This is a genomic window from Sphingobium sp. PNB, from assembly GCF_019873065.1.
Classification (GTDB): domain Bacteria; phylum Pseudomonadota; class Alphaproteobacteria; order Sphingomonadales; family Sphingomonadaceae; genus Sphingobium; species Sphingobium fuliginis.
The window spans coordinates 41,753-58,192 of the sequence record NZ_JAINEZ010000027.1; the positions used below are offsets into that span (position 1 = coordinate 41,753).

The following is a 16,440-nucleotide window of genomic DNA, read 5'->3' on the forward strand; positions in this document are numbered from 1 at the left end:
GAAAATCGCATCCGCTCCTGTCCCTGAAGTTCTGCTGCATCGCTTGACTCAACAGATAGCGGGACAGGGCGGCTAGCGCAATGATTTTTGCACTATAGGATAGTTTTCAGATCATTTCTTGCCCGCCGTGGCGAGATAGGCGATCAGATTGGCGCGATCCGCGGGGTTGGGCAGGCCCGCGAAGATCATCTTGCTGCCCGGCACCTTCGCCGTCGGCTTGGCCAGGAAGGCGTCGAGCGACTTTGCGTCCCAACGGATCTTGGCGTTCTTCATCGCCGCCGAATAGGCGAAACCCGGAACCGTGCCGGACGTCCGGCCCACCACGCCGGCCAGCGAAGGGCCCAGCCGGTTGACCCCCGGATCGACCGTGTGGCACGCCATGCAGCGGGCGAAAACCGCCTTGCCCTTGGCGGCGTCGCCCGCCTGGGCGAGTGCGGGGCTCGCAATCAGCGTGGCAGCGGCAAGCGCGACGAATTTCGAAATCATCAGTTATCCTCTTCCCTTCATCACTGGCTGGAATCTATACCAGTGTGCACAAATAACAAATAGCAGCCTGAGTCTGAACAGGAATTGAAGATCGGGCCGGAAGAAGGACATGCGATGGAGGGTGGTGGAGAGGCCATGCGGCGCTTCGGACCGCTGGGAATGGTCCTGGCCCTGCTGGTGAACCTGATGTTCGCGCTCAACGTGATCGCGATGAAGGTGGTGGTGGACGCCACCGCGCCGCTGCTGTCGGTGGCGCTGCGAATGGGGGTGGTGTTCCTGCTGTGCGCGCCCGCGATCCGGTCGCTGCCCGGGCGGACGGGCTGGCTGGCGCTCTACGGGTTCCTGAACGGCGGCCTGTTCCTGCTGCTGCTGAACATCGCGCTGTTCATGGCCACCAATGTCGGCGCCCTGGCCATTGCGGGGCAGCTCAGCGTGCCTTTCTCCCTGCTGCTGGGCGCGCTGCTGCTGGGGGAGAAGCTCAACGCGCGCAAGGTCGCGGGGGTCATGCTGGCCTTTGCCGGAGTCGCGGCGCTGGTTTTCGATCCGCACATCCTGACCGAAGTGCCTGCCGTGCTGGTGATGGCGAGCGCGGCGATGACTTGGGGCGGCGCCACGCTGGTGCAGCGCAGGCTGGCTGGCGTCAGCGTGATGAACGGCCAGGCCTGGAATGGCCTGATGGGCGCCCTGACCCTCGCTCCCTTCGCGCTGATGTTCGAACGATCGGCCATCGCCGGCCTGGCGCATGTCGGATGGGTGCCGGCGGCCTGGTTCGCCTTCAGCTGCCTTGGGTCGACGATCATCGGGCAGGGAACGCTGGCCTGGCTGCTCCAGCGCTATCCGATCTCGACGATCATGCCGTTGATGCTGGCGGCGCCGGTGATGTCGACGGTGTTCGCCTCGCTTTATTTCGGAACCCCCATCACCGCCGTGATGATCGGCGGCGGGACGCTGGCGCTGGCCGGCGTGACGATCATCGCCCTGTCGCCGGACCGCAAGGCGAGGGGCTGAGCTTCACGTCGCGGATCGGGTTGGAAAGCGATGTTTCCACGGACCTCCCAATCCACCCGGAAAGTCTCTCATCCATTCGAGGCATATGCCCGGCAACAACAAAAAGCCGCCCGGTGAGGGGCGGCTTTCCTGTTATCGTCCGGAAAGGAAAACTCAGGCTTCTTCGGCCGGAGCTTCTTCGGCTTCCACGGCGATTTCGCCGGGTTCCGCATTCGGATCGTAATCTTCGGTGAAGCCGCTTTCGTCCTTTTCGAACAGGTCGGCCATCACATCGACGCCCTGCGACTGAAGTTCGGCTTCTTCCGGCGAGCGGGCGACGTTCACCGTGACGGTGACGGCCACTTCCGGATGCAGCGCGACCTTGACGTCGAACACGCCGAGCGTCTTGATCGGGCGCTCCAGAACCACCATCGCCTTGGTGACGTTGGTGACGCCATCGGCGTGCAGCGCTTCGACGACGTCACGGACGGCGACCGAACCATAGAGGTGGCCGGCGTTCGACGACTGGCGGATCAGGACGATCTGCTTGCCGTTCACGCCTTCGGCAGCCTTTTCGGCGTCCGAGCGGCGAGCGGCGTTGTCGGCCTCGATCTTCGCGCGGTTCGCTTCGAAGACCTTCTTGTTGGCGGCGTTCGAACGCAGCGCCTTCTTGTTGGGCAGCAGGTAGTTACGCGCGTAACCGTCCTTCACGGTGACGACGTCGCCGATGGCGCCCAGCTTCTCGATGCGTTCAAGGAGAATGATTTCCATGGGTCTTTCTCCCTTACTTCACGATATAGGGCAGCAGGCCCAGGTGACGGGCGCGCTTGATGGCCTGGGCCAGCTCACGCTGCTTCTTGGCGGACACCGCGGTGATGCGGCTGGGGACGATCTTGCCGCGCTCGGACACGAAGCCCTGCAGCAGACGGACGTCCTTGTAATCGATCTTCGGCGCATCCTTGGCGGCGAAGGGGCAGCTCTTGCGGCGGCGGAAAAACGGGCGTGCCATGGTTCAGATCTCCTTATTCGCCGGCGGCTTCTTCGCGCTCGCGGCGCGGGCCGCGATCGCCCCCACGATCATTGCGGTCGCCACGATCGCCGCGCGGACCGCGTTCGGCGCGTTCCTGCTTGCGCATCATGACCGACGGACCGGTCTCCAGCTCATCGACCTTGATGGTCATGTAGCGGATGATGTCTTCGTTGATCTGGGTCTGGCGCTCCAGTTCCGCGACGACGCCGGCCGGGGCGTCGATGTTCAGCATCACATAATGCGCCTTGCGGTTCTTGGCGATCTTGTAGGCCAGCGAGCGCAGGCCCCAGGTCTCGACCTTGGTCACCTTGCCCTGCATATCCTCGACGATCTTGGTGGCGGTTTCCGCCAGAGCGTCCACCTGCGCCTGTGCCAGATCCTGGCGCGCAAGGAACACATGCTCGTAAAGAGCCATGGGTATTGCCTCATCTGTTGGCCGATCGCTGACGCCCACCCCATGTGGAACGCCCCTCCGGCTGTCGTCTCAAGCATTGATTCGCGCGACCGCGAGTCACCCCGGGTCGTGCGAAGCGGCGCCTATGACGGAAATGCGCGGGAAAGGCAAGGGCGGATCGGCGCAGCAGGGGCACGCAATTTTACCGTTGGGGATGAGCTTGTCGAAGCCCTTTTCTTCTTTAATCTCGGTTGCAAGGATTGACGGGCGGGGCTTCGACAGGTTCAGCCCGAACGGAGGGGGGTATCTTATGGCGGTCGGAATAGCGGCCCTGTCGCTGATATTGCTGATGGTCGCGGCCTATCGGGGGATGAGCGTCATCGTGATGGCGCCGCTGCTGGCGATGCTGGCCGTGTTCCTGACCGATCCCGCCGCCGTGCCTGCGGTCTTTTCCGGCGTCTTCATGGAAAGGGTGGGAAGCTTCCTGAAGCTTTATTTCCCGGTATTCCTGCTCGGCGCGCTGTTCGGCAAGCTGATAGAGGTTTCCGGCTTCTCGCGCGCGATCGTGACCGCCGTGATCGGGCTGGTGGGGGCAGGCCAGGCGATCCCCGCGATCATGCTGGTGTCGGCGCTGCTGACCTATGGCGGCGTTTCGGTGTTCGTGGCGGTGTTCGCCGTCTATCCCTTCGCCGCGGAGATGTTCCGGCAGGGCGACATTCCCAAGCGGCTGATACCCGCGACCATCGGTCTTGGCGCCATCACCTTCACCATGGATGCGATGCCGGGAACGCCGCAGATCCAGAACATCATCCCGACCAGCTTCTTCGGCACGACCGCCTGGGCGGCGCCGGTGCTGGGTCTGGCAGGATCGGTCTGCATCATGGGTCTGGGCCTCACCTATCTGGGCTGGCGCAGGCGCGCGATGCAGGCGGCGGGGGAGGGCTATGGCGCGCCGGAGACCCTGGTGAACGAGCCGGAAGCCGCGGATCGGGGCGATCGGACCGTGCATCCGCTGATCGCCCTGCTGCCGCTGCTGGTGGTGGGATTGGGCAATCTGGCGCTGACCATGCTGATCCCGCGCCTTGTGGCGGGGGAGGAGGTGGCCGTGTCGCTGGCCGGCCTGACCGATCCCGTCGTGGTGAAGGTGGCTCAGGTCGCCGCGCTCTGGGCGGTGGAGGGCGCCCTGCTGCTGGGCATAGGGACGATCCTGCTCTTCGCCTTCCCGCAAGTGGCGCGGCGCTTTGCCGATGGGTCGAAGGCGGCCGTGGGCGGCGCGCTGCTGGCGGGGATGAATACGGCGGTCGAATATGGCTTCGGCGCGGTGATCGCCGCGCTGCCGGGTTTCCTGGCGGTGAAGGAAGCGCTGAAGGCCGTGCCCGATCCACTGGTCAATGAGGCGATTACCGTGACGTCGCTTGCCGGCATCACCGGCTCGGCTTCGGGTGGGCTGTCGATCGCGCTTGCCGCCATGGCGGAACAGTTCGCGGCGGCGGGCGATGCGGCGGGCATCCCGCGCGAGGTGCTGCACCGGGTGGCCTCCATGGCGAGCGGGGGGATGGACAGCCTGCCGCACAATGGCGCGATCATCACCTTGCTGGCGGTGACGGGCCTGACGCACCGGCAGGCCTATAAGGATATTTTCGCCCTGACGCTGATCAAGACCTTCACCGTCTTCGTGGTGATCGCGGTCTATTATCTGACGGGGCTGGTATAGGACGCCCCGGAGCGCGGCTCCGGGGCGTCTCGGCCTTAGCGGATCGCGCCGGTGACGACCGATGCGATGATGCCGCTGGCGATGGCGACCAACAGCGCGTCATTGCCCGAACGAACCCAATGATAGCCGCGCGGCGGGGTGCGCAGGCGATAGCCGCGATAATTGTCGATCACGCGATAGTTGCTCGCATGGCGGCGGTCGAAACGCTGGCCCTTGGCCCAGCGGCGATGATTGTCCTTGCGGATCACCGTGGTCTTGGTGACGGTGCGGCCATGGGGGCCATGCTTCACCACCTGATGCACTTCCCGCTGCGGCGCGGCCTGGGCCTGGCTGACGACCATGGGGCTTGCGATCATGGTGGTGGCGGTCAGCGCCGCGAGAAACTTCCTGAACATGGACTTGCTCCTTCTTCTTCGATCTTGCCGCCGGCTGTCCGGCGTTGAAGCAGAAGTAGGACGCATTTGTCGCAGGCTTGTGCCATCGGTCAGCAAAGAATGTCGGAAATTGTAACAGGTGCGGAATTAGTCTGAATATCGGTTCATAATTCCTGTTTTTCCAGTGATTTGCATGAATGTCCGTTCAGTTTTTCGAAGAAGGCGTATTTCCATTTTCCGCCTGAGCCATGGCATGGAAAAAGCCCCGAAGGGGCTTCGGGGCTTCGTTCCAGAGCGCGCTGCGTCAGGTGGATCGGACGCAGGCCGCACGCTTCAGGTTTCTGCCGCCACCTCTGCTTTATCGCCAGCCGGCACCCCCTTTGGCGCAGGATGGTGGGTAGAAGGCGCGGATGAGGTCAGTCGGAAAGCGGCGTTGCCGTCACGACCATGCGCTGGAGCAGGATCGGACGGTCCTTGCCTTCCAGCACGGGTGCGGGCCGGGGACCGGGGACGCCGCCCCAGGGGCCGACGCCCAGGCCGAACAGCAGGGCGCAGGCCGATAGGCCCAGAATGGCGGTCTTGATCATGATCTCCCTTTCGCAATGCCCTGCGGGCGTCATGGGGGAGCGATAGGCGGCGCTTGTCGCAGGACTGTGCCGGCAGCCGGAAAAATTGTGAGAAAATGTAACGGGCAGGGAGGAATTGAATGTTTCCCGCGAAGGCGGGACCCGGTCCCAGACCCGGAACCGGCGCCCTGCCTGCGCCATGAACAAGCGATAGCCTATTCGTGGCGCAGGGCGTCTATCGGGTTGAGCGCGGCGGCGCGGCGGGCCGGAAAATAGCCGAAGACGACACCGATCGCGGCCGAGAAGAGAAAGGCGATCAGATTCACCTTCACATCGAAGATGAAGGGCACCTGCATCAGCGGGGCGATCGCGACCGAGGCGATCAGCGCCAGGAACAGGCCGATCAGCCCGCCCAGGCAGGACAGCACGATGGCCTCGACCAGAAACTGCATCAGCACTTCGCGAGCCACCGCGCCGATGGCGAGGCGGATGCCGATCTCGCGGGTGCGCTCCGTCACCGACACCAGCATGATGTTCATGATGCCGATGCCCCCCACCAGCAGGGAAATCGCCGCCACCGCCGCCACGATCTGCGTCAATATGGTGGTGGTGCCGGTCAGCGTGTCGCTGATCTGCTTGGTGTCGAAGACGTTGAAATTATCTTCCGCGCCCGGCTTCACCTTGCGGCGTTCGCGCATCAGCTCCTCCAGGCTGGTCTGGACCGTGCTGGTGTCATAGGCGTCGTCCACCGCGACCATGATCTGGCTGATGTCGCGGTCGCCGGTGAAGCGGCGCTGGACGAACTTGATCGGCATGACCACCACATCGTCCTGATCCCCGAAGCCGCCCTGGCCCCGCGTCGCGAGCGCGCCGATCACCTGGCAGGATACGCCCTTGATGCGTATGCGCTTGCCGATGGGGTCATTGCTCTGGAACAGGTTGGTGCGCACCGTATTGCCGATGATGCAGACGGGTTTTCCCGCTTCCTCCTCCTCCGGCATGAAAAGGCGGCCGGTGTCGGCCTTCCAGCTTTGCACCTCGAAATAGGCGGCGGTGGTGCCATAGACGGTGGTGGACCAGTTGCTGCCTTCATAGATGGCGGTGCCGCTCGACTGCACCATCGGTGCGACCGCGCGGACGCCGGTAAGCTGGTTCTCGATGGCGGTCAGGTCGGCGGGCTTGAAGTCGGGCGGGCGCGGTCCGCCACCGCCCCGGCCGAACCCCTGGCCGGGACGAAGTTGCAGCACATTGGCGCCCAGCGAGCTGATCTGTTCGCGCACGGCGGCGGTCGCGCCATTGCCCAGCGTGACCATGGTGACGACCGCCGCCACGCCGATGATGATGCCCAGCGTGGTGAGGAAGCTGCGCAGCTTGTGCCGGTTGATCGCGCGAAAGGCGAGGATGACGGTGGTGCCCAGCATCTTCAGCGCGCGCCTTCGTTCATTTCCGTCATCCCTGCGGAAGCGGGAATGACGGGGTAAAATATCGCCATCACGCCGTCACTCCCTGCTCGACCCGCTCCACCAACCCATCCTTGAAATGCACGATGGTCCGCGCGAAGGCCGCCATGTCCGGCTCATGCGTCACCATCAGCACGGTGATGCCGCCATTGCGGTTGAGGTCGGTCAGCAGTTCCATGATCTCCACCGATCTTTCGGAATCGAGGTTGCCGGTCGGCTCGTCCGCCAGCAGCACGTCGGGCTGGGTCACGATGGCGCGGGCGATGGCGACGCGCTGCTGCTGCCCGCCGGACAGTTCGGCGGGCGTATGGTCCCACCAGTCCTTCAGGCCCACCTTGTCGAGCGCCGCCATGCCCGCCTCATATCGGGTCTTCTTGTCCTCGCCGCGATAGAGCAGGGGCAGTTCGACATTTTCCAGCGCCGTGGTGCGGGACAGCAGGTTGAACCCCTGGAACACGAAGCCCAGATAGCGGCGGCGCAGCAGGGCGCGCTGGTCGCGGTCGAGCGTTTCGACATGGCGGCCCTTGAACAGGAACTCCCCGCCGGAGGGCACGTCGAGGCAGCCCAATATGTTCATCGTCGTCGACTTGCCGGAGCCCGAAGGCCCCATGACCGCCACGAAATCGCCTTGCGCAATGTCGAGGTCGATGCCCTTCAGCGCCTGAAAGGCGGTCGGGCCGGAGCCATAGACCTTGGTGACGCCGCGAAGGGAGATGATCGGATCGGCGGCCATGCGCGTCAGGTTCCGCTCTGCCGGCCGGTGCCGCGCGGCTCGCCGCCCTGGCCCTTCGGCGCCGATGGCGCGACCGGCGCGGTTTCGGCCTTTCCGTCGCCCGAATTGCCGAGCTTCCCGACAGTGGCCGGGCTGCCGTCGGTGGACCGGCCGCCTTCCGTCCGGCGGTTGCGGTCGCGCGGCCCGCCGCCCTGCGAACCGCCATCGGCCTGATCCTCCGCCGGCGCCTGCTGGCCCGCCGCAAGCTGCCCGGTGATGACGCGCATGCCCGGTTTCAGGTCGCCGCCCATGATGACCGTGCGCGCGCCGTCGCTGGCGCCGACGGTCACCTGCACGGCCTTGGGATTGCCGTCCTCGCCCACGACATAGACGGTCTGGCTGCTGCCGATGCCGAAACTGACCTGCCGGCTCGCGCCGCCGCGCCGGAACCTGCGGGGGCCGGGGACGATCTGGCTGGTGATGCCGCCGCCCTGGTTGCCCGCGCTGGGCTTGAAGCGAAGCGCGCTGTTGGGGACCAGCAGCACGTCATGCAGTTCCTGCGTCACGATGTCGGCGGTCGCGGTCATGCCGGGGCGCAATATCTCGTCCTTGTTGTCCACCGACAGCACTGCCGTATAGGCGACGACGGTGCCCGTCGTGCTGCTGGCCGCGCTGCCGCCCGACGAGGAGGAGGAACTGCTGCTGCTGGCGCTGTTGGAGCCCACATTGACCCGCGTCACCCGCGCCGGAAAGGTGCGGCCGGGGAAGGCGTCGACGGAGAAATTGGCGCTCTGGCCCTCCTTCACCTGTCCCACATCCGCCTCGTCGACGGAAACCTCGACCTCCATCTGGGTCAGGTCTTCCGCAATGGTGAAGAGCACCGGCGCGTTGAGCGAGGCGGCGACGGTCTGGCCCGGCTCTATGTCGCGGGACAGGACGACGCCGGTCACGGGCGAGACGATCTGGGCGATGGAAAGATTGGTCTGCGCCGTGGAAAGCTGCGCCTGGGAAACGCGAACCTGCGCCTGTGCGGAGCGGAGGTTGGCGAGGGCGGAACTATAGTCGGCCCGGGCGGCGTCCAGTTCCGTCCTGGCGGGAACGCGCCCGCCGGAAAGCTTGAACACGTTGAGCTGGCGGTCGAGCGTCGCCCTGGCCAGCGCCGCCTGTGCTTCCGCCTGCGCCACGCTGGCCTGCGAGGAGGAAAGCTGCGCGCGGTTCTGGTTGATCGTATCCACCAGCCGCCGGGTGTCGAGTTCGGCCAGCTTCTGCCCCCTGGTCACGCGGTCGTTCACATCGACATAGACCGCCGTGATCTTGCCCGACTGTTCGGAACCGACATCGACCTGATTGATGGGCTTCAGATTGCCGGTGGCGGACACGGAGACGGTAAGGTCGCCCTTGCGCACTTCCCGCGTCGCATAATTGGGCTTGTCGTCGCCCGAAAAGCAGCGCGCAAGCAGCAGGATGAGGATCAGCAGGGCGACGCCCACCGCGCCCCGGACCACCCATTTGCGCCACGGTTTTTCCGGCCGCGCGCCAAGAAAGTCGTTGATGTCCTGATCGCTGGTCACATCATTGCTCGTCTTTTTGCTCATGAGGGGGGACGGCCTTCCATATTCTGCCAGCCGCCGCCCAGCGCATTGTAAAGCTGGGCCAGGCCAAGGACCTCGTCGGATTGCGCGCCGGCAAGGCTGTTGCGCGCGTTCAAAAGCGAATTCTCGCTCTGGGAAAGCGTCTGGAAATCGATCAGACCCGCCTGGTACTGGCTGCGCGCCAGTATCGCGGCATTGTTCGACGCTTCATAGGCGGTCGCGAACTCCGTCTTGCGGGCGCGGGCGCTCGACAGCGACGCCATGGCATTCTCCACATCCTCCAGCGCGGACAGCACCGCCTGCTTGTAGGCGGCGAAGGCGGCGTCGGTGGCCGCCCGTTGCGAACGGACCTGCGAGGCGAGGCGTCCGCCGTCGAAGATGACCTGCGCCACATTGGCGAAGACGCCGCCGGTGACCAGGCTGAACAGGTCTTTGAAACTGTTGGACGTGGTGCCGATATTGCCGCTGATGCCAAGGGAAGGATAAAGCTGCGCCTGCGCCACGCCGATGCGCGCCGTCGCGGCGGCCAGCGCCCGTTCGGCCGAGCGCACGTCCGGCCGCTGGCGCAGCGTGTCGGCGGGAATGCCGGTGGCGATCTGCGCGGGCGCGGCGGGAATCGGCGCCGGCGTTTCAAGGCTTCGGGTCGCTTCGCCGGGCGCCTGCCCCGTCAGCACGGCGATACGGTTGAGGCTGCCCCGAAGGCTCGCCTCAAGCTGCGGGACGGTGGCGTTGGTCTGCGCCAGTTGCGCCCGCGCCTGCTCCGCGTCGATCGAGGAGACGAGGCCCGCCTGAAGCCGCCAGTTGGCGATGTTGTAATTGTCCTGCTGGATCGCCTGCGTCTCCCGCGCGACGCGCAACTGCTCCTGCGCCAGACGCGCCTGCACATAGTTGGTGACGAGTTCGGAGACGATCGTCGCCCGCACATTGGCCAGGTCATAGCCGGATGCGGCAAGATCGGCCCGCGCGGCCTCCGCCGAACGGGACAGTTCACCGAACAGGTCGACCTGCCAGCTTGCACTGGCGCCCACCGAATAGCTGCTCGACCAGTTGGAGCCGCCGCCGCCGATCGGATTGCCGCTGGGGTCCAGCCGCCCGCCCGCATCCCGGCTGCTGTAGTTGCGCCCGCCGCTGGCCGATCCGTTCACCTGCGGCAGGAAGGCGGCCCTTGCCTGCCGCAGCGACTCCCGCGCCTGGCGCAGACGCGCCTGCGCCTGAACGATGTCCAGATTATGGGCGATCGCCCGGTCGATCAGGCCGCTCAGCGCCGGATCGTCGAGCCGCGTCCACCAGGTGCCAAGCTCCGCTTCGTCGAGCGGAGCGCCGCCGCCCTGGCTATAGGCCGCCGGCACGCCGAGCGCTGCGGGGGCAGGGGCGCGATAATCGGGACCGGCTGCGCAGCCCGACAGGACCAGCGCGGTTCCCGTGATCCATCCAAAGCGATATCGCACCTTTTCCTTATACTCCGTCATCGTTAAAGGCGGTCCTCCAACGAGAACTGCCGAAATGGGCCGGGTGCCTCAACGGCATTTGTGTCTCAAAGTGTAACGACTTTGAAAAATTGCGCTTTTGCAGGGGCGCGCATGTCAGAAGGTGGATGATGAGGGCATTTCTTTTTCCAGGTCAGGGCAGCCAGTCGGTCGGCATGGGCAAGGCGCTGGCCGATGCGAGCCCGGCCGCGAGGGAGCTGTTTCAGGAGGTCGATGACGCCCTGTCGCAGCATTTGTTCCGCATCATGGCGGAGGGGCCGGAAAGCGACCTGACGCTGACGGAAAACGCCCAGCCCGCGATCATGGCCAATGCGCTGGCGACCCTGCGCGTGATGCAGAAGGAAGGCGGCTTTTCGCTGGCGGAGAAGGGCGATTATGTCGCCGGGCACAGCCTTGGCGAATATAGCGCGCTCTGCGCGGCGGAGGCGTTCGACATCGGCACCACGGCGAAGCTGCTGAAGCTGCGCGGGCGGGCGATGCAGGCGGCGGTGCCGGTGGGCGAGGGCGCGATGGCTGCCCTGCTGGGGGCCGACATCGAAAAGGCGCAGGCATTGGCGGAGGCGGCTGCCGAGGGTGAGGTCTGCACCGTCGCCAATGACAATGATCCGACGCAGGTGGTGATTTCCGGCCATCGCGGCGCGATCGAGCGCGCCGTCGCGCTGGTGAAGGACCATGGCATCAAGCGCGGCGTCCTGCTGCCGGTTTCCGCGCCCTTCCACTGCCCGCTGATGCAGCCCGCGGCGGAGGCGATGGAGGATGCCCTGGGCAAGGCGGCGATCAACACGCCGCTGCTGCCGGTCTATGCCAATGTGCTGGCAAGCGCGATCGCCGATCCGGACGAGATCAGGCTGCGGCTGGTTGAGCAGGTGACGGGCCGCGTGCGCTGGCGCGAATCCGTCGCCGCCATGTGGGACGCGGGCGTCACCGAATTCGTCGAACTGGGCGGCAAGGTGCTGGGTCCGATGGTGAAGCGCATCGCTCCCGACGCCACCGTGCGCAGCGTCGTGACGATGGACGATATCGAGGCCGCGCTGGGCGCGCTGTGAGCGGCGGCATGAGCAGCGCTCCCGTCCTGACCAGCCGTGACGGAGCCGTCCTGACGGTCACGCTCGACATGCCGGACCGGCGCAACCCGATCTCCGATCCGGCGATGGTCGACGCCCTGTGCGCGGTGTTCGAGCAGGCGGATCGCGACCTGTCGGTGCGGGTGGCGATCCTGACCGGGGCGGGCAGCGCCTTTTCATCGGGGGGCGACCTCAATGCGATGCGCCCCGATGCGGGCGGCCTGCGCGCGGGACTGCCGGCGCAGACGCGGCGCAACTACCGGGCGGGAATCCAGCGGCTGCCGCTGCTGTTCCAGGCGCTCGAACTGCCGGTGATCGCGGCGGTCAACGGCCCGGCCATCGGCGCGGGCTGCGACCTGACGCTGATGTGCGATGTCAGGATCGCGGCGCAATCCGCAAAATTCGCGGAATCCTTCGTCAAGCTGGGCATCGTTTCCGGCGATGGCGGCGCGTGGCTGCTGCCGCGCATCGTCGGCTTCTCCAAGGCGACTGAACTGGCGCTGACCGGTGAGACCATCGACGCGGAAGAGGCGCTGCGGATCGGGCTGGTGAGCGAGGTGGTGCCGGACGCCGACCTGCTGGCGGCGGCGCGCAGGGTGGCGGACAGGATCGCCGCCAATCCGCCCCATGCCACGCGGATGACCAAGCGGCTGCTGCGCGCGGCGCAGACGGCGGAATTGAACCAGATCATGGAAATGGCGGGCGCGATGCAGGCGCTGGCCCATGCGACGGCGGATCATGATGAGGCGATCGACGCCTTTTTCGAGCGCCGGACGCCGAACTTCAAGGGAGATTAGAATGTTCGATCTGACAGGCATGACCGCGCTGGTGACGGGCGCTTCGGGGGGCATCGGCTCCGCCATTGCGAAGGCCCTCGCCGCGCAGGGCGCCACGCTCGCCCTTTCGGGCAGCAATGAGGAGAAGCTGAAGGCCTTCGCCGCGGAACTGGGCGGGGACCACAAGACGCTCGTCTGCAACCTCGGCGACCCGGCGGCGGTCGACGCTCTGGTGGGCCAAGCGGTGGAAGCGCTGGGCGGCAAGCTCGACATCCTCGTCAACAATGCCGGCATCACCCGCGACAACCTGATCCTGCGCATGAAGGACGAGGAATGGTCGGACGTGATCGCCGTCAATCTGGAGGCCGCCTTCCGCCTGGCCCGCGCCGCCGCCAAGCCGATGATGAAGGCGCGTTTCGGCCGCATCGTCTCCATCACCTCGGTCGTGGGCGTCACCGGCAATCCGGGACAGGCCAATTATGCCGCGTCCAAGGCCGGCATCATCGGCATGTCCAAGTCGCTGGGACAGGAACTGGCGAGCCGGGGCATCACCGTGAACTGCGTCGCGCCGGGCTTCATCCGCTCCGCCATGACCGACGCGCTGAACGACGCGCAGAAAGGCGCGATCCTCGCCAGGATTCCGGCGGGCGATCTGGGCGCGGGGGAGGACATCGGCGCGGCCGTGGTCTATCTCGCCAGCAAGGAAGCGGGTTACGTCACCGGCCAGACGCTGCACGTCAATGGCGGCATGGCGATGATCTGAGGGGGAAGGATCGGTCGGTCCCAAAGTCCCACGCTGCGGCTTTATTCCATCGCGGCCGAAAATTTTGGGCATTTGCAAAAGGGCAACCTTGTGCCATCGGGGCTGAGGAGTCGAATGCAGGTGGGGCGATGCCATCCGATTGTTTCTTGCCTCTTGCCTCTCGTTGGGCTTGCCTCTAGGGCATGCCTTAACAAATATTCAGAACCATCAACGATACCCAGTAAGAAGGACCACTCATGAGTGAGACCGCGGATCGCGTAAAGAAAATCGTCGTCGAGCATCTGGGCGTCGAAGCCGAAAAGGTGACCGAGGATGCGAGCTTCATCGACGATCTGGGCGCTGACAGCCTGGACATCGTTGAGCTGGTGATGGCGTTCGAGGAAGAATTCGGCGTCGAAATCCCCGACGATGCGGCCGAGAAGATCGCCACCGTCAAGGATGCCATCGATTATATCGACAGCAAGCAGTAAGAGCGTTCGGCGGCCTGCCCGGCATCGGGTGGCCGCTGCGTTTACAAAAGGGAATGGCTCCTCCTGTCCGGCAAAACCGGGTCTTGGGGAGCCTTTTCGTATCTGGTCCCGTTCACAATCGCCTTTCCAAGGGCTAGATGGGCGGCGTTGAGCCAAAGACTATTTTTCGGAGCAAGCATATGCGTCGTGTTGTCGTCACCGGCCTTGGCATGGTCAGCCCGCTCGGCGGGGATGTGGAAACGACCTGGAAGAACATCATCGCGTCGAAGTCCGGCGCGGCGACGATCACGCGCTTCGACGCCAGCGAATATAAGTGCCGCATCGCCTGCGAAGTGAAGCCGGCGGATCATGAATATGGCTATGATGCCGGGCTGGACGTGGATCACAAGATCCAGCGGCAGGTCGACCCGTTCATCGTCTATGGCATTTCCGCCGCCAGCCAGGCGCTGCGCGACGCCGGTCTCGACAATATGAGCGAGGAGGATCGTCTGCGCGCCGGCTGCTCGATCGGTTCGGGCATCGGCGGCCTGCCGGGCATCGAAAGCGAATCGCTGGTGCTGGCGAACCGGGGGCCCGGCCGGGTCAGCCCGCACTTCGTCCATGGCCGCCTCATCAACCTGATCTCCGGCCAGGTGTCGATCAAATACGGTCTCATGGGCCCCAATCATGCCGTCGTGACAGCCTGCTCGACCGGTGCGCATTCGATCGGCGACGCTGCCCGCATGATCGCGCTGGACGATGCCGACGTGATGCTGGCGGGCGGCGCGGAAAGCGCGATCTGCCCGATCGGCATCGCCGGCTTCGCCCAGGCCCGCGCGCTTTCCACCGCCTTCAACGACACGCCGGAAAAGGCTTCGCGGCCCTATGACGTCAACCGCGACGGCTTCGTCATGGGCGAAGGCGCGGGCGTGGTCGTGCTGGAGGAATATGAACGGGCCAAGGCGCGCGGCGCGAAAATCTACGCCGAAGTCGTCGGCTATGGCCTGTCGGGCGACGCCTATCACGTCACGGCCCCCCATCCGGAGGGCAATGGCGCCTATCGTTCCATGGAAATGGCGCTCAGGAAATCCGGCCTCGGCCTTGGCGACATCGACTATGTGAACGCGCACGGCACGTCGACGCCTTTGGGCGACGAGCTGGAACTGGGCGCGGTGAAGCGGCTGTTCGGGGAACATCTGGGCACCATGTCGATGAGCTCGACCAAGTCGGCCATCGGCCATCTGCTGGGCGGCGCGGGCGCGGTGGAGAGCATCTTCTGCATCCTGGCGCTGCGCGACCAGATCGTGCCGCCGACGCTGAACCTCGACGAGCCGAGCGAAAGCTGCAAGGGCGTCGACCTCGTCCCGCATGTCGCCAAGGAACGCAAGGTGCGCGCGGTGTTGAACAATTCGTTCGGCTTCGGCGGCACCAACGCCTCGCTCATCATGAAGGCGGTCTGAGACACCGGCGATGCGACGGCTTGGCTTGGGCATAGTGCTGATCGGCCTGGCCGTCGCGGCGTTCGTCGCTTTCCGCTTCGTCTATGGCTGGACCGAGGCAGGCCCGGCGACGAAGGACATCGCCATCGTCGTGCCCGAAGGCTCGACCATCGCGGACACCGCCATTCTCCTGAAGCAGAAGGGGGCGGTGCGCTCCGCCGACGCCTTCCTGACGCGGGCCAAGGTCTTCGGCCGCGGCAAGTCGATCAAGGCGGGCGAATTCCTGATTCCCAAGGGCGCCAGCAATTCCGATATTTTCCGCATCCTCCAGGGCGGCAGGACGCTGACCCGGCTGGTCACCATACCGGAGGGCATGCCCTCCATCCTGGTCCATGAACGGCTGATGGCGAATGAGGAACTGACGGGCGAGATTCCGGTGCCGGAGGAAGGCAGCGTTCTGCCCGACAGCTATGCCTTCGACAAGGGCGAGAGCCGGGCGGCGGTGCTGAAGCGCATGCAGGGTGCGATGAGCAAGGCGCTGGCGAAGATGTGGGCGGAACGGGCGCCCAACACGGTCGCAAAAACGCCCGGGGAAGCCGTCATCCTCGCCAGCATCGTCGAAAAGGAAACGGCCGTGCCTGCCGAGCGGCCGACCGTCGCCGGGGTTTACGGTAATCGCCTGAAGGCGCGCATGATGCTCCAGGCCGATCCGACGATCATCTATCCGATCACCCGGGGCAAGCCCTTGGGCCGGCGGATCAGGAAGTCCGAAATCGCCGCGGTCAACGACTATAACACCTATGCGATGACCGGTCTGCCCAAGGGGCCGATCGCCAATCCGGGACGCCTGTCGATCCTCGCGGTGCTGCACCCGGCGGAGACGAAGGCGCTCTACTTCGTCGCGGACGGGAAGGGCGGCCATATCTTTGCGGACACGCTGCAAGAGCATAATGACAATGTGCGCAAATGGTTCGAAATCCGGCGCGCCAGGGGTGAGCTTTGAAGTGATCTGACCGATGGCGCGCTTGGGTGGGGAGCGGATGTTCCCCCTCCCGCAAGCCGGAGGGGGTTAGGGGGTGGGCTGGCGCAACATCCGCGTTGTTTTGCAACGGCCAAGTCAGAAGCTCGCTCCGCCCGCGCCCACCCC

General features: G+C 65.4%; 18 protein-coding genes. 8 read left to right on the forward strand and 10 right to left on the reverse strand.

Features of this window, described 5'->3' with window-relative positions; genetic code table 11:
• Nucleotides 1-111: 111 nt before the first annotated feature.
• The gene (locus K7W03_RS11385) at nt 112-486 is read right to left on the reverse strand and encodes a c-type cytochrome (protein ID WP_025549382.1); all 375 of its coding nucleotides are present in this window, start codon (nt 484-486) and stop codon (nt 112-114) included.
• A gap of 135 nt (nt 487-621) precedes the next feature.
• Here K7W03_RS11385 and K7W03_RS11390 point away from each other — a divergent pair, with 135 nt between their 5' ends.
• Nucleotides 622-1,494, forward strand: coding sequence for a DMT family transporter (locus K7W03_RS11390; protein WP_226870069.1), 873 nt, complete (start codon nt 622-624; stop codon nt 1,492-1,494).
• A gap of 153 nt (nt 1,495-1,647) precedes the next feature.
• Here the strand turns inward: K7W03_RS11390 and rplI are convergent, their stop codons facing one another.
• Genes rplI through rpsF form a run of 3 tightly spaced genes read right to left on the reverse strand, consistent with a single transcriptional unit; the run spans nt 1,648 to nt 2,918 of the window.
• Nucleotides 1,648-2,244 (reverse strand): 50S ribosomal protein L9, encoded by a 597-nt coding sequence (rplI, locus tag K7W03_RS11395; RefSeq protein WP_025549380.1) that lies wholly within the window; start codon nt 2,242-2,244, stop codon nt 1,648-1,650.
• 13 nt (nt 2,245-2,257) lie between these two features.
• On the reverse strand, nt 2,258-2,482 hold the full coding sequence (rpsR, locus tag K7W03_RS11400; RefSeq protein ID WP_004212076.1) for a 30S ribosomal protein S18: 225 nt from the start codon (nt 2,480-2,482) through the stop codon (nt 2,258-2,260).
• Nucleotides 2,483-2,495: 13 nt separating this feature from the next.
• Nucleotides 2,496-2,918 carry a 30S ribosomal protein S6 gene (gene rpsF / locus K7W03_RS11405; protein ID WP_025549379.1) on the reverse strand — a complete coding sequence of 141 codons (423 nt, stop codon included), beginning with the start codon at nt 2,916-2,918 and terminating at the stop codon, nt 2,496-2,498.
• 289 nt (nt 2,919-3,207) lie between these two features.
• Here rpsF and K7W03_RS11410 point away from each other — a divergent pair, with 289 nt between their 5' ends.
• Nucleotides 3,208-4,611 (forward strand): GntP family permease, encoded by a 1,404-nt coding sequence (locus K7W03_RS11410; RefSeq protein ID WP_025549378.1) that lies wholly within the window; start codon nt 3,208-3,210, stop codon nt 4,609-4,611.
• A 35-nt stretch (nt 4,612-4,646) separates the two neighbouring features.
• Here K7W03_RS11410 and K7W03_RS11415 read toward each other — a convergent pair whose 3' ends face one another.
• The 6 genes from K7W03_RS11415 to K7W03_RS11440 form a co-directional block, all read right to left on the reverse strand.
• Complete coding sequence (locus K7W03_RS11415) at nt 4,647-5,006, reverse strand: RcnB family protein (protein WP_025549377.1); 360 nt, start codon at nt 5,004-5,006, stop codon at nt 4,647-4,649.
• 395 nt (nt 5,007-5,401) lie between these two features.
• Nucleotides 5,402-5,572 carry a hypothetical protein gene (locus K7W03_RS11420; protein WP_193666756.1) on the reverse strand — a complete coding sequence of 57 codons (171 nt, stop codon included), beginning with the start codon at nt 5,570-5,572 and terminating at the stop codon, nt 5,402-5,404.
• A 194-nt stretch (nt 5,573-5,766) separates the two neighbouring features.
• On the reverse strand, nt 5,767-6,972 hold the full coding sequence (locus K7W03_RS11425; RefSeq protein WP_025549376.1) for an ABC transporter permease: 1,206 nt from the start codon (nt 6,970-6,972) through the stop codon (nt 5,767-5,769).
• A 70-nt stretch (nt 6,973-7,042) separates the two neighbouring features.
• Entirely contained in the window at nt 7,043-7,744 is a 702-nt protein-coding gene (locus tag K7W03_RS11430; protein ID WP_025549375.1) for an ABC transporter ATP-binding protein, read from the reverse strand.
• A 5-nt stretch (nt 7,745-7,749) separates the two neighbouring features.
• Complete coding sequence (locus K7W03_RS11435; RefSeq protein ID WP_099185886.1) at nt 7,750-9,318, reverse strand: efflux RND transporter periplasmic adaptor subunit; 1,569 nt, start codon at nt 9,316-9,318, stop codon at nt 7,750-7,752.
• Entirely contained in the window at nt 9,315-10,784 is a 1,470-nt protein-coding gene (locus K7W03_RS11440) for an efflux transporter outer membrane subunit (RefSeq protein WP_222886361.1), read from the reverse strand. The genes K7W03_RS11435 and K7W03_RS11440 overlap by 4 nt, the downstream gene beginning before the upstream one ends.
• Nucleotides 10,785-10,912: 128 nt before the next feature.
• Between K7W03_RS11440 and fabD the strand changes: the two genes are divergently transcribed.
• From fabD to mltG, 6 genes are all read left to right on the forward strand, one after another.
• Nucleotides 10,913-11,848 carry an ACP S-malonyltransferase gene (gene fabD / locus K7W03_RS11445; RefSeq protein WP_222886363.1) on the forward strand — a complete coding sequence of 312 codons (936 nt, stop codon included), beginning with the start codon at nt 10,913-10,915 and terminating at the stop codon, nt 11,846-11,848.
• 8 nt (nt 11,849-11,856) lie between these two features.
• Complete coding sequence (locus tag K7W03_RS11450) at nt 11,857-12,663, forward strand: crotonase/enoyl-CoA hydratase family protein (protein ID WP_037482652.1); 807 nt, start codon at nt 11,857-11,859, stop codon at nt 12,661-12,663.
• A gap of 1 nt (nt 12,664) precedes the next feature.
• Nucleotides 12,665-13,405: a 3-oxoacyl-[acyl-carrier-protein] reductase gene (gene fabG, locus K7W03_RS11455; RefSeq protein WP_025549370.1), complete on the forward strand. Its 741-nt coding sequence runs from the start codon at nt 12,665-12,667 to the stop codon at nt 13,403-13,405.
• A gap of 236 nt (nt 13,406-13,641) precedes the next feature.
• Nucleotides 13,642-13,875 (forward strand): acyl carrier protein, encoded by a 234-nt coding sequence (locus K7W03_RS11460; RefSeq protein WP_007689016.1) that lies wholly within the window; start codon nt 13,642-13,644, stop codon nt 13,873-13,875.
• A 179-nt stretch (nt 13,876-14,054) separates the two neighbouring features.
• Entirely contained in the window at nt 14,055-15,314 is a 1,260-nt protein-coding gene (fabF, locus tag K7W03_RS11465; protein WP_025549369.1) for a beta-ketoacyl-ACP synthase II, read from the forward strand.
• Nucleotides 15,315-15,324: 10 nt separating this feature from the next.
• Nucleotides 15,325-16,296, forward strand: coding sequence for an endolytic transglycosylase MltG (gene mltG, locus K7W03_RS11470; RefSeq protein WP_061936315.1), 972 nt, complete (start codon nt 15,325-15,327; stop codon nt 16,294-16,296).
• Nucleotides 16,297-16,440 lie beyond the last annotated feature (144 nt).

Excerpts from the sequence above, each read along its gene's own strand:
- K7W03_RS11425 (WP_025549376.1), bottom strand. The coding sequence starts at position 6,972 with ATGCTGGGCACCACCGTCATCCTCGCCTTTCGCGCGATCAACCGGCAC.
- rpsF (WP_025549379.1), bottom strand. The coding sequence starts at position 2,918 with ATGGCTCTTTACGAGCATGTGTTCCTTGCGCGCCAGGATCTGGCACAG.
- K7W03_RS11390 (WP_226870069.1), top strand. The coding sequence starts at position 622 with ATGCGGCGCTTCGGACCGCTGGGAATGGTCCTGGCCCTGCTGGTGAAC.
- K7W03_RS11415 (WP_025549377.1), bottom strand. The coding sequence starts at position 5,006 with ATGTTCAGGAAGTTTCTCGCGGCGCTGACCGCCACCACCATGATCGCA.
- K7W03_RS11450 (WP_037482652.1), top strand. The coding sequence starts at position 11,857 with ATGAGCAGCGCTCCCGTCCTGACCAGCCGTGACGGAGCCGTCCTGACG.
- K7W03_RS11420 (WP_193666756.1), bottom strand. The coding sequence starts at position 5,572 with ATGATCAAGACCGCCATTCTGGGCCTATCGGCCTGCGCCCTGCTGTTC.
- K7W03_RS11385 (WP_025549382.1), bottom strand. The coding sequence starts at position 486 with ATGATTTCGAAATTCGTCGCGCTTGCCGCTGCCACGCTGATTGCGAGC.
- K7W03_RS11410 (WP_025549378.1), top strand. The coding sequence starts at position 3,208 with ATGGCGGTCGGAATAGCGGCCCTGTCGCTGATATTGCTGATGGTCGCG.
- K7W03_RS11435 (WP_099185886.1), bottom strand. The coding sequence starts at position 9,318 with ATGAGCAAAAAGACGAGCAATGATGTGACCAGCGATCAGGACATCAAC.
- rpsR (WP_004212076.1), bottom strand. The coding sequence starts at position 2,482 with ATGGCACGCCCGTTTTTCCGCCGCCGCAAGAGCTGCCCCTTCGCCGCC.
- fabF (WP_025549369.1), top strand. The coding sequence starts at position 14,055 with ATGCGTCGTGTTGTCGTCACCGGCCTTGGCATGGTCAGCCCGCTCGGC.
- fabD (WP_222886363.1), top strand. The coding sequence starts at position 10,913 with ATGAGGGCATTTCTTTTTCCAGGTCAGGGCAGCCAGTCGGTCGGCATG.
- K7W03_RS11430 (WP_025549375.1), bottom strand. The coding sequence starts at position 7,744 with ATGGCCGCCGATCCGATCATCTCCCTTCGCGGCGTCACCAAGGTCTAT.
- rplI (WP_025549380.1), bottom strand. The coding sequence starts at position 2,244 with ATGGAAATCATTCTCCTTGAACGCATCGAGAAGCTGGGCGCCATCGGC.
- K7W03_RS11460 (WP_007689016.1), top strand. The coding sequence starts at position 13,642 with ATGAGTGAGACCGCGGATCGCGTAAAGAAAATCGTCGTCGAGCATCTG.
- mltG (WP_061936315.1), top strand. The coding sequence starts at position 15,325 with ATGCGACGGCTTGGCTTGGGCATAGTGCTGATCGGCCTGGCCGTCGCG.
- K7W03_RS11440 (WP_222886361.1), bottom strand. The coding sequence starts at position 10,784 with ATGACGGAGTATAAGGAAAAGGTGCGATATCGCTTTGGATGGATCACG.
- fabG (WP_025549370.1), top strand. The coding sequence starts at position 12,665 with ATGTTCGATCTGACAGGCATGACCGCGCTGGTGACGGGCGCTTCGGGG.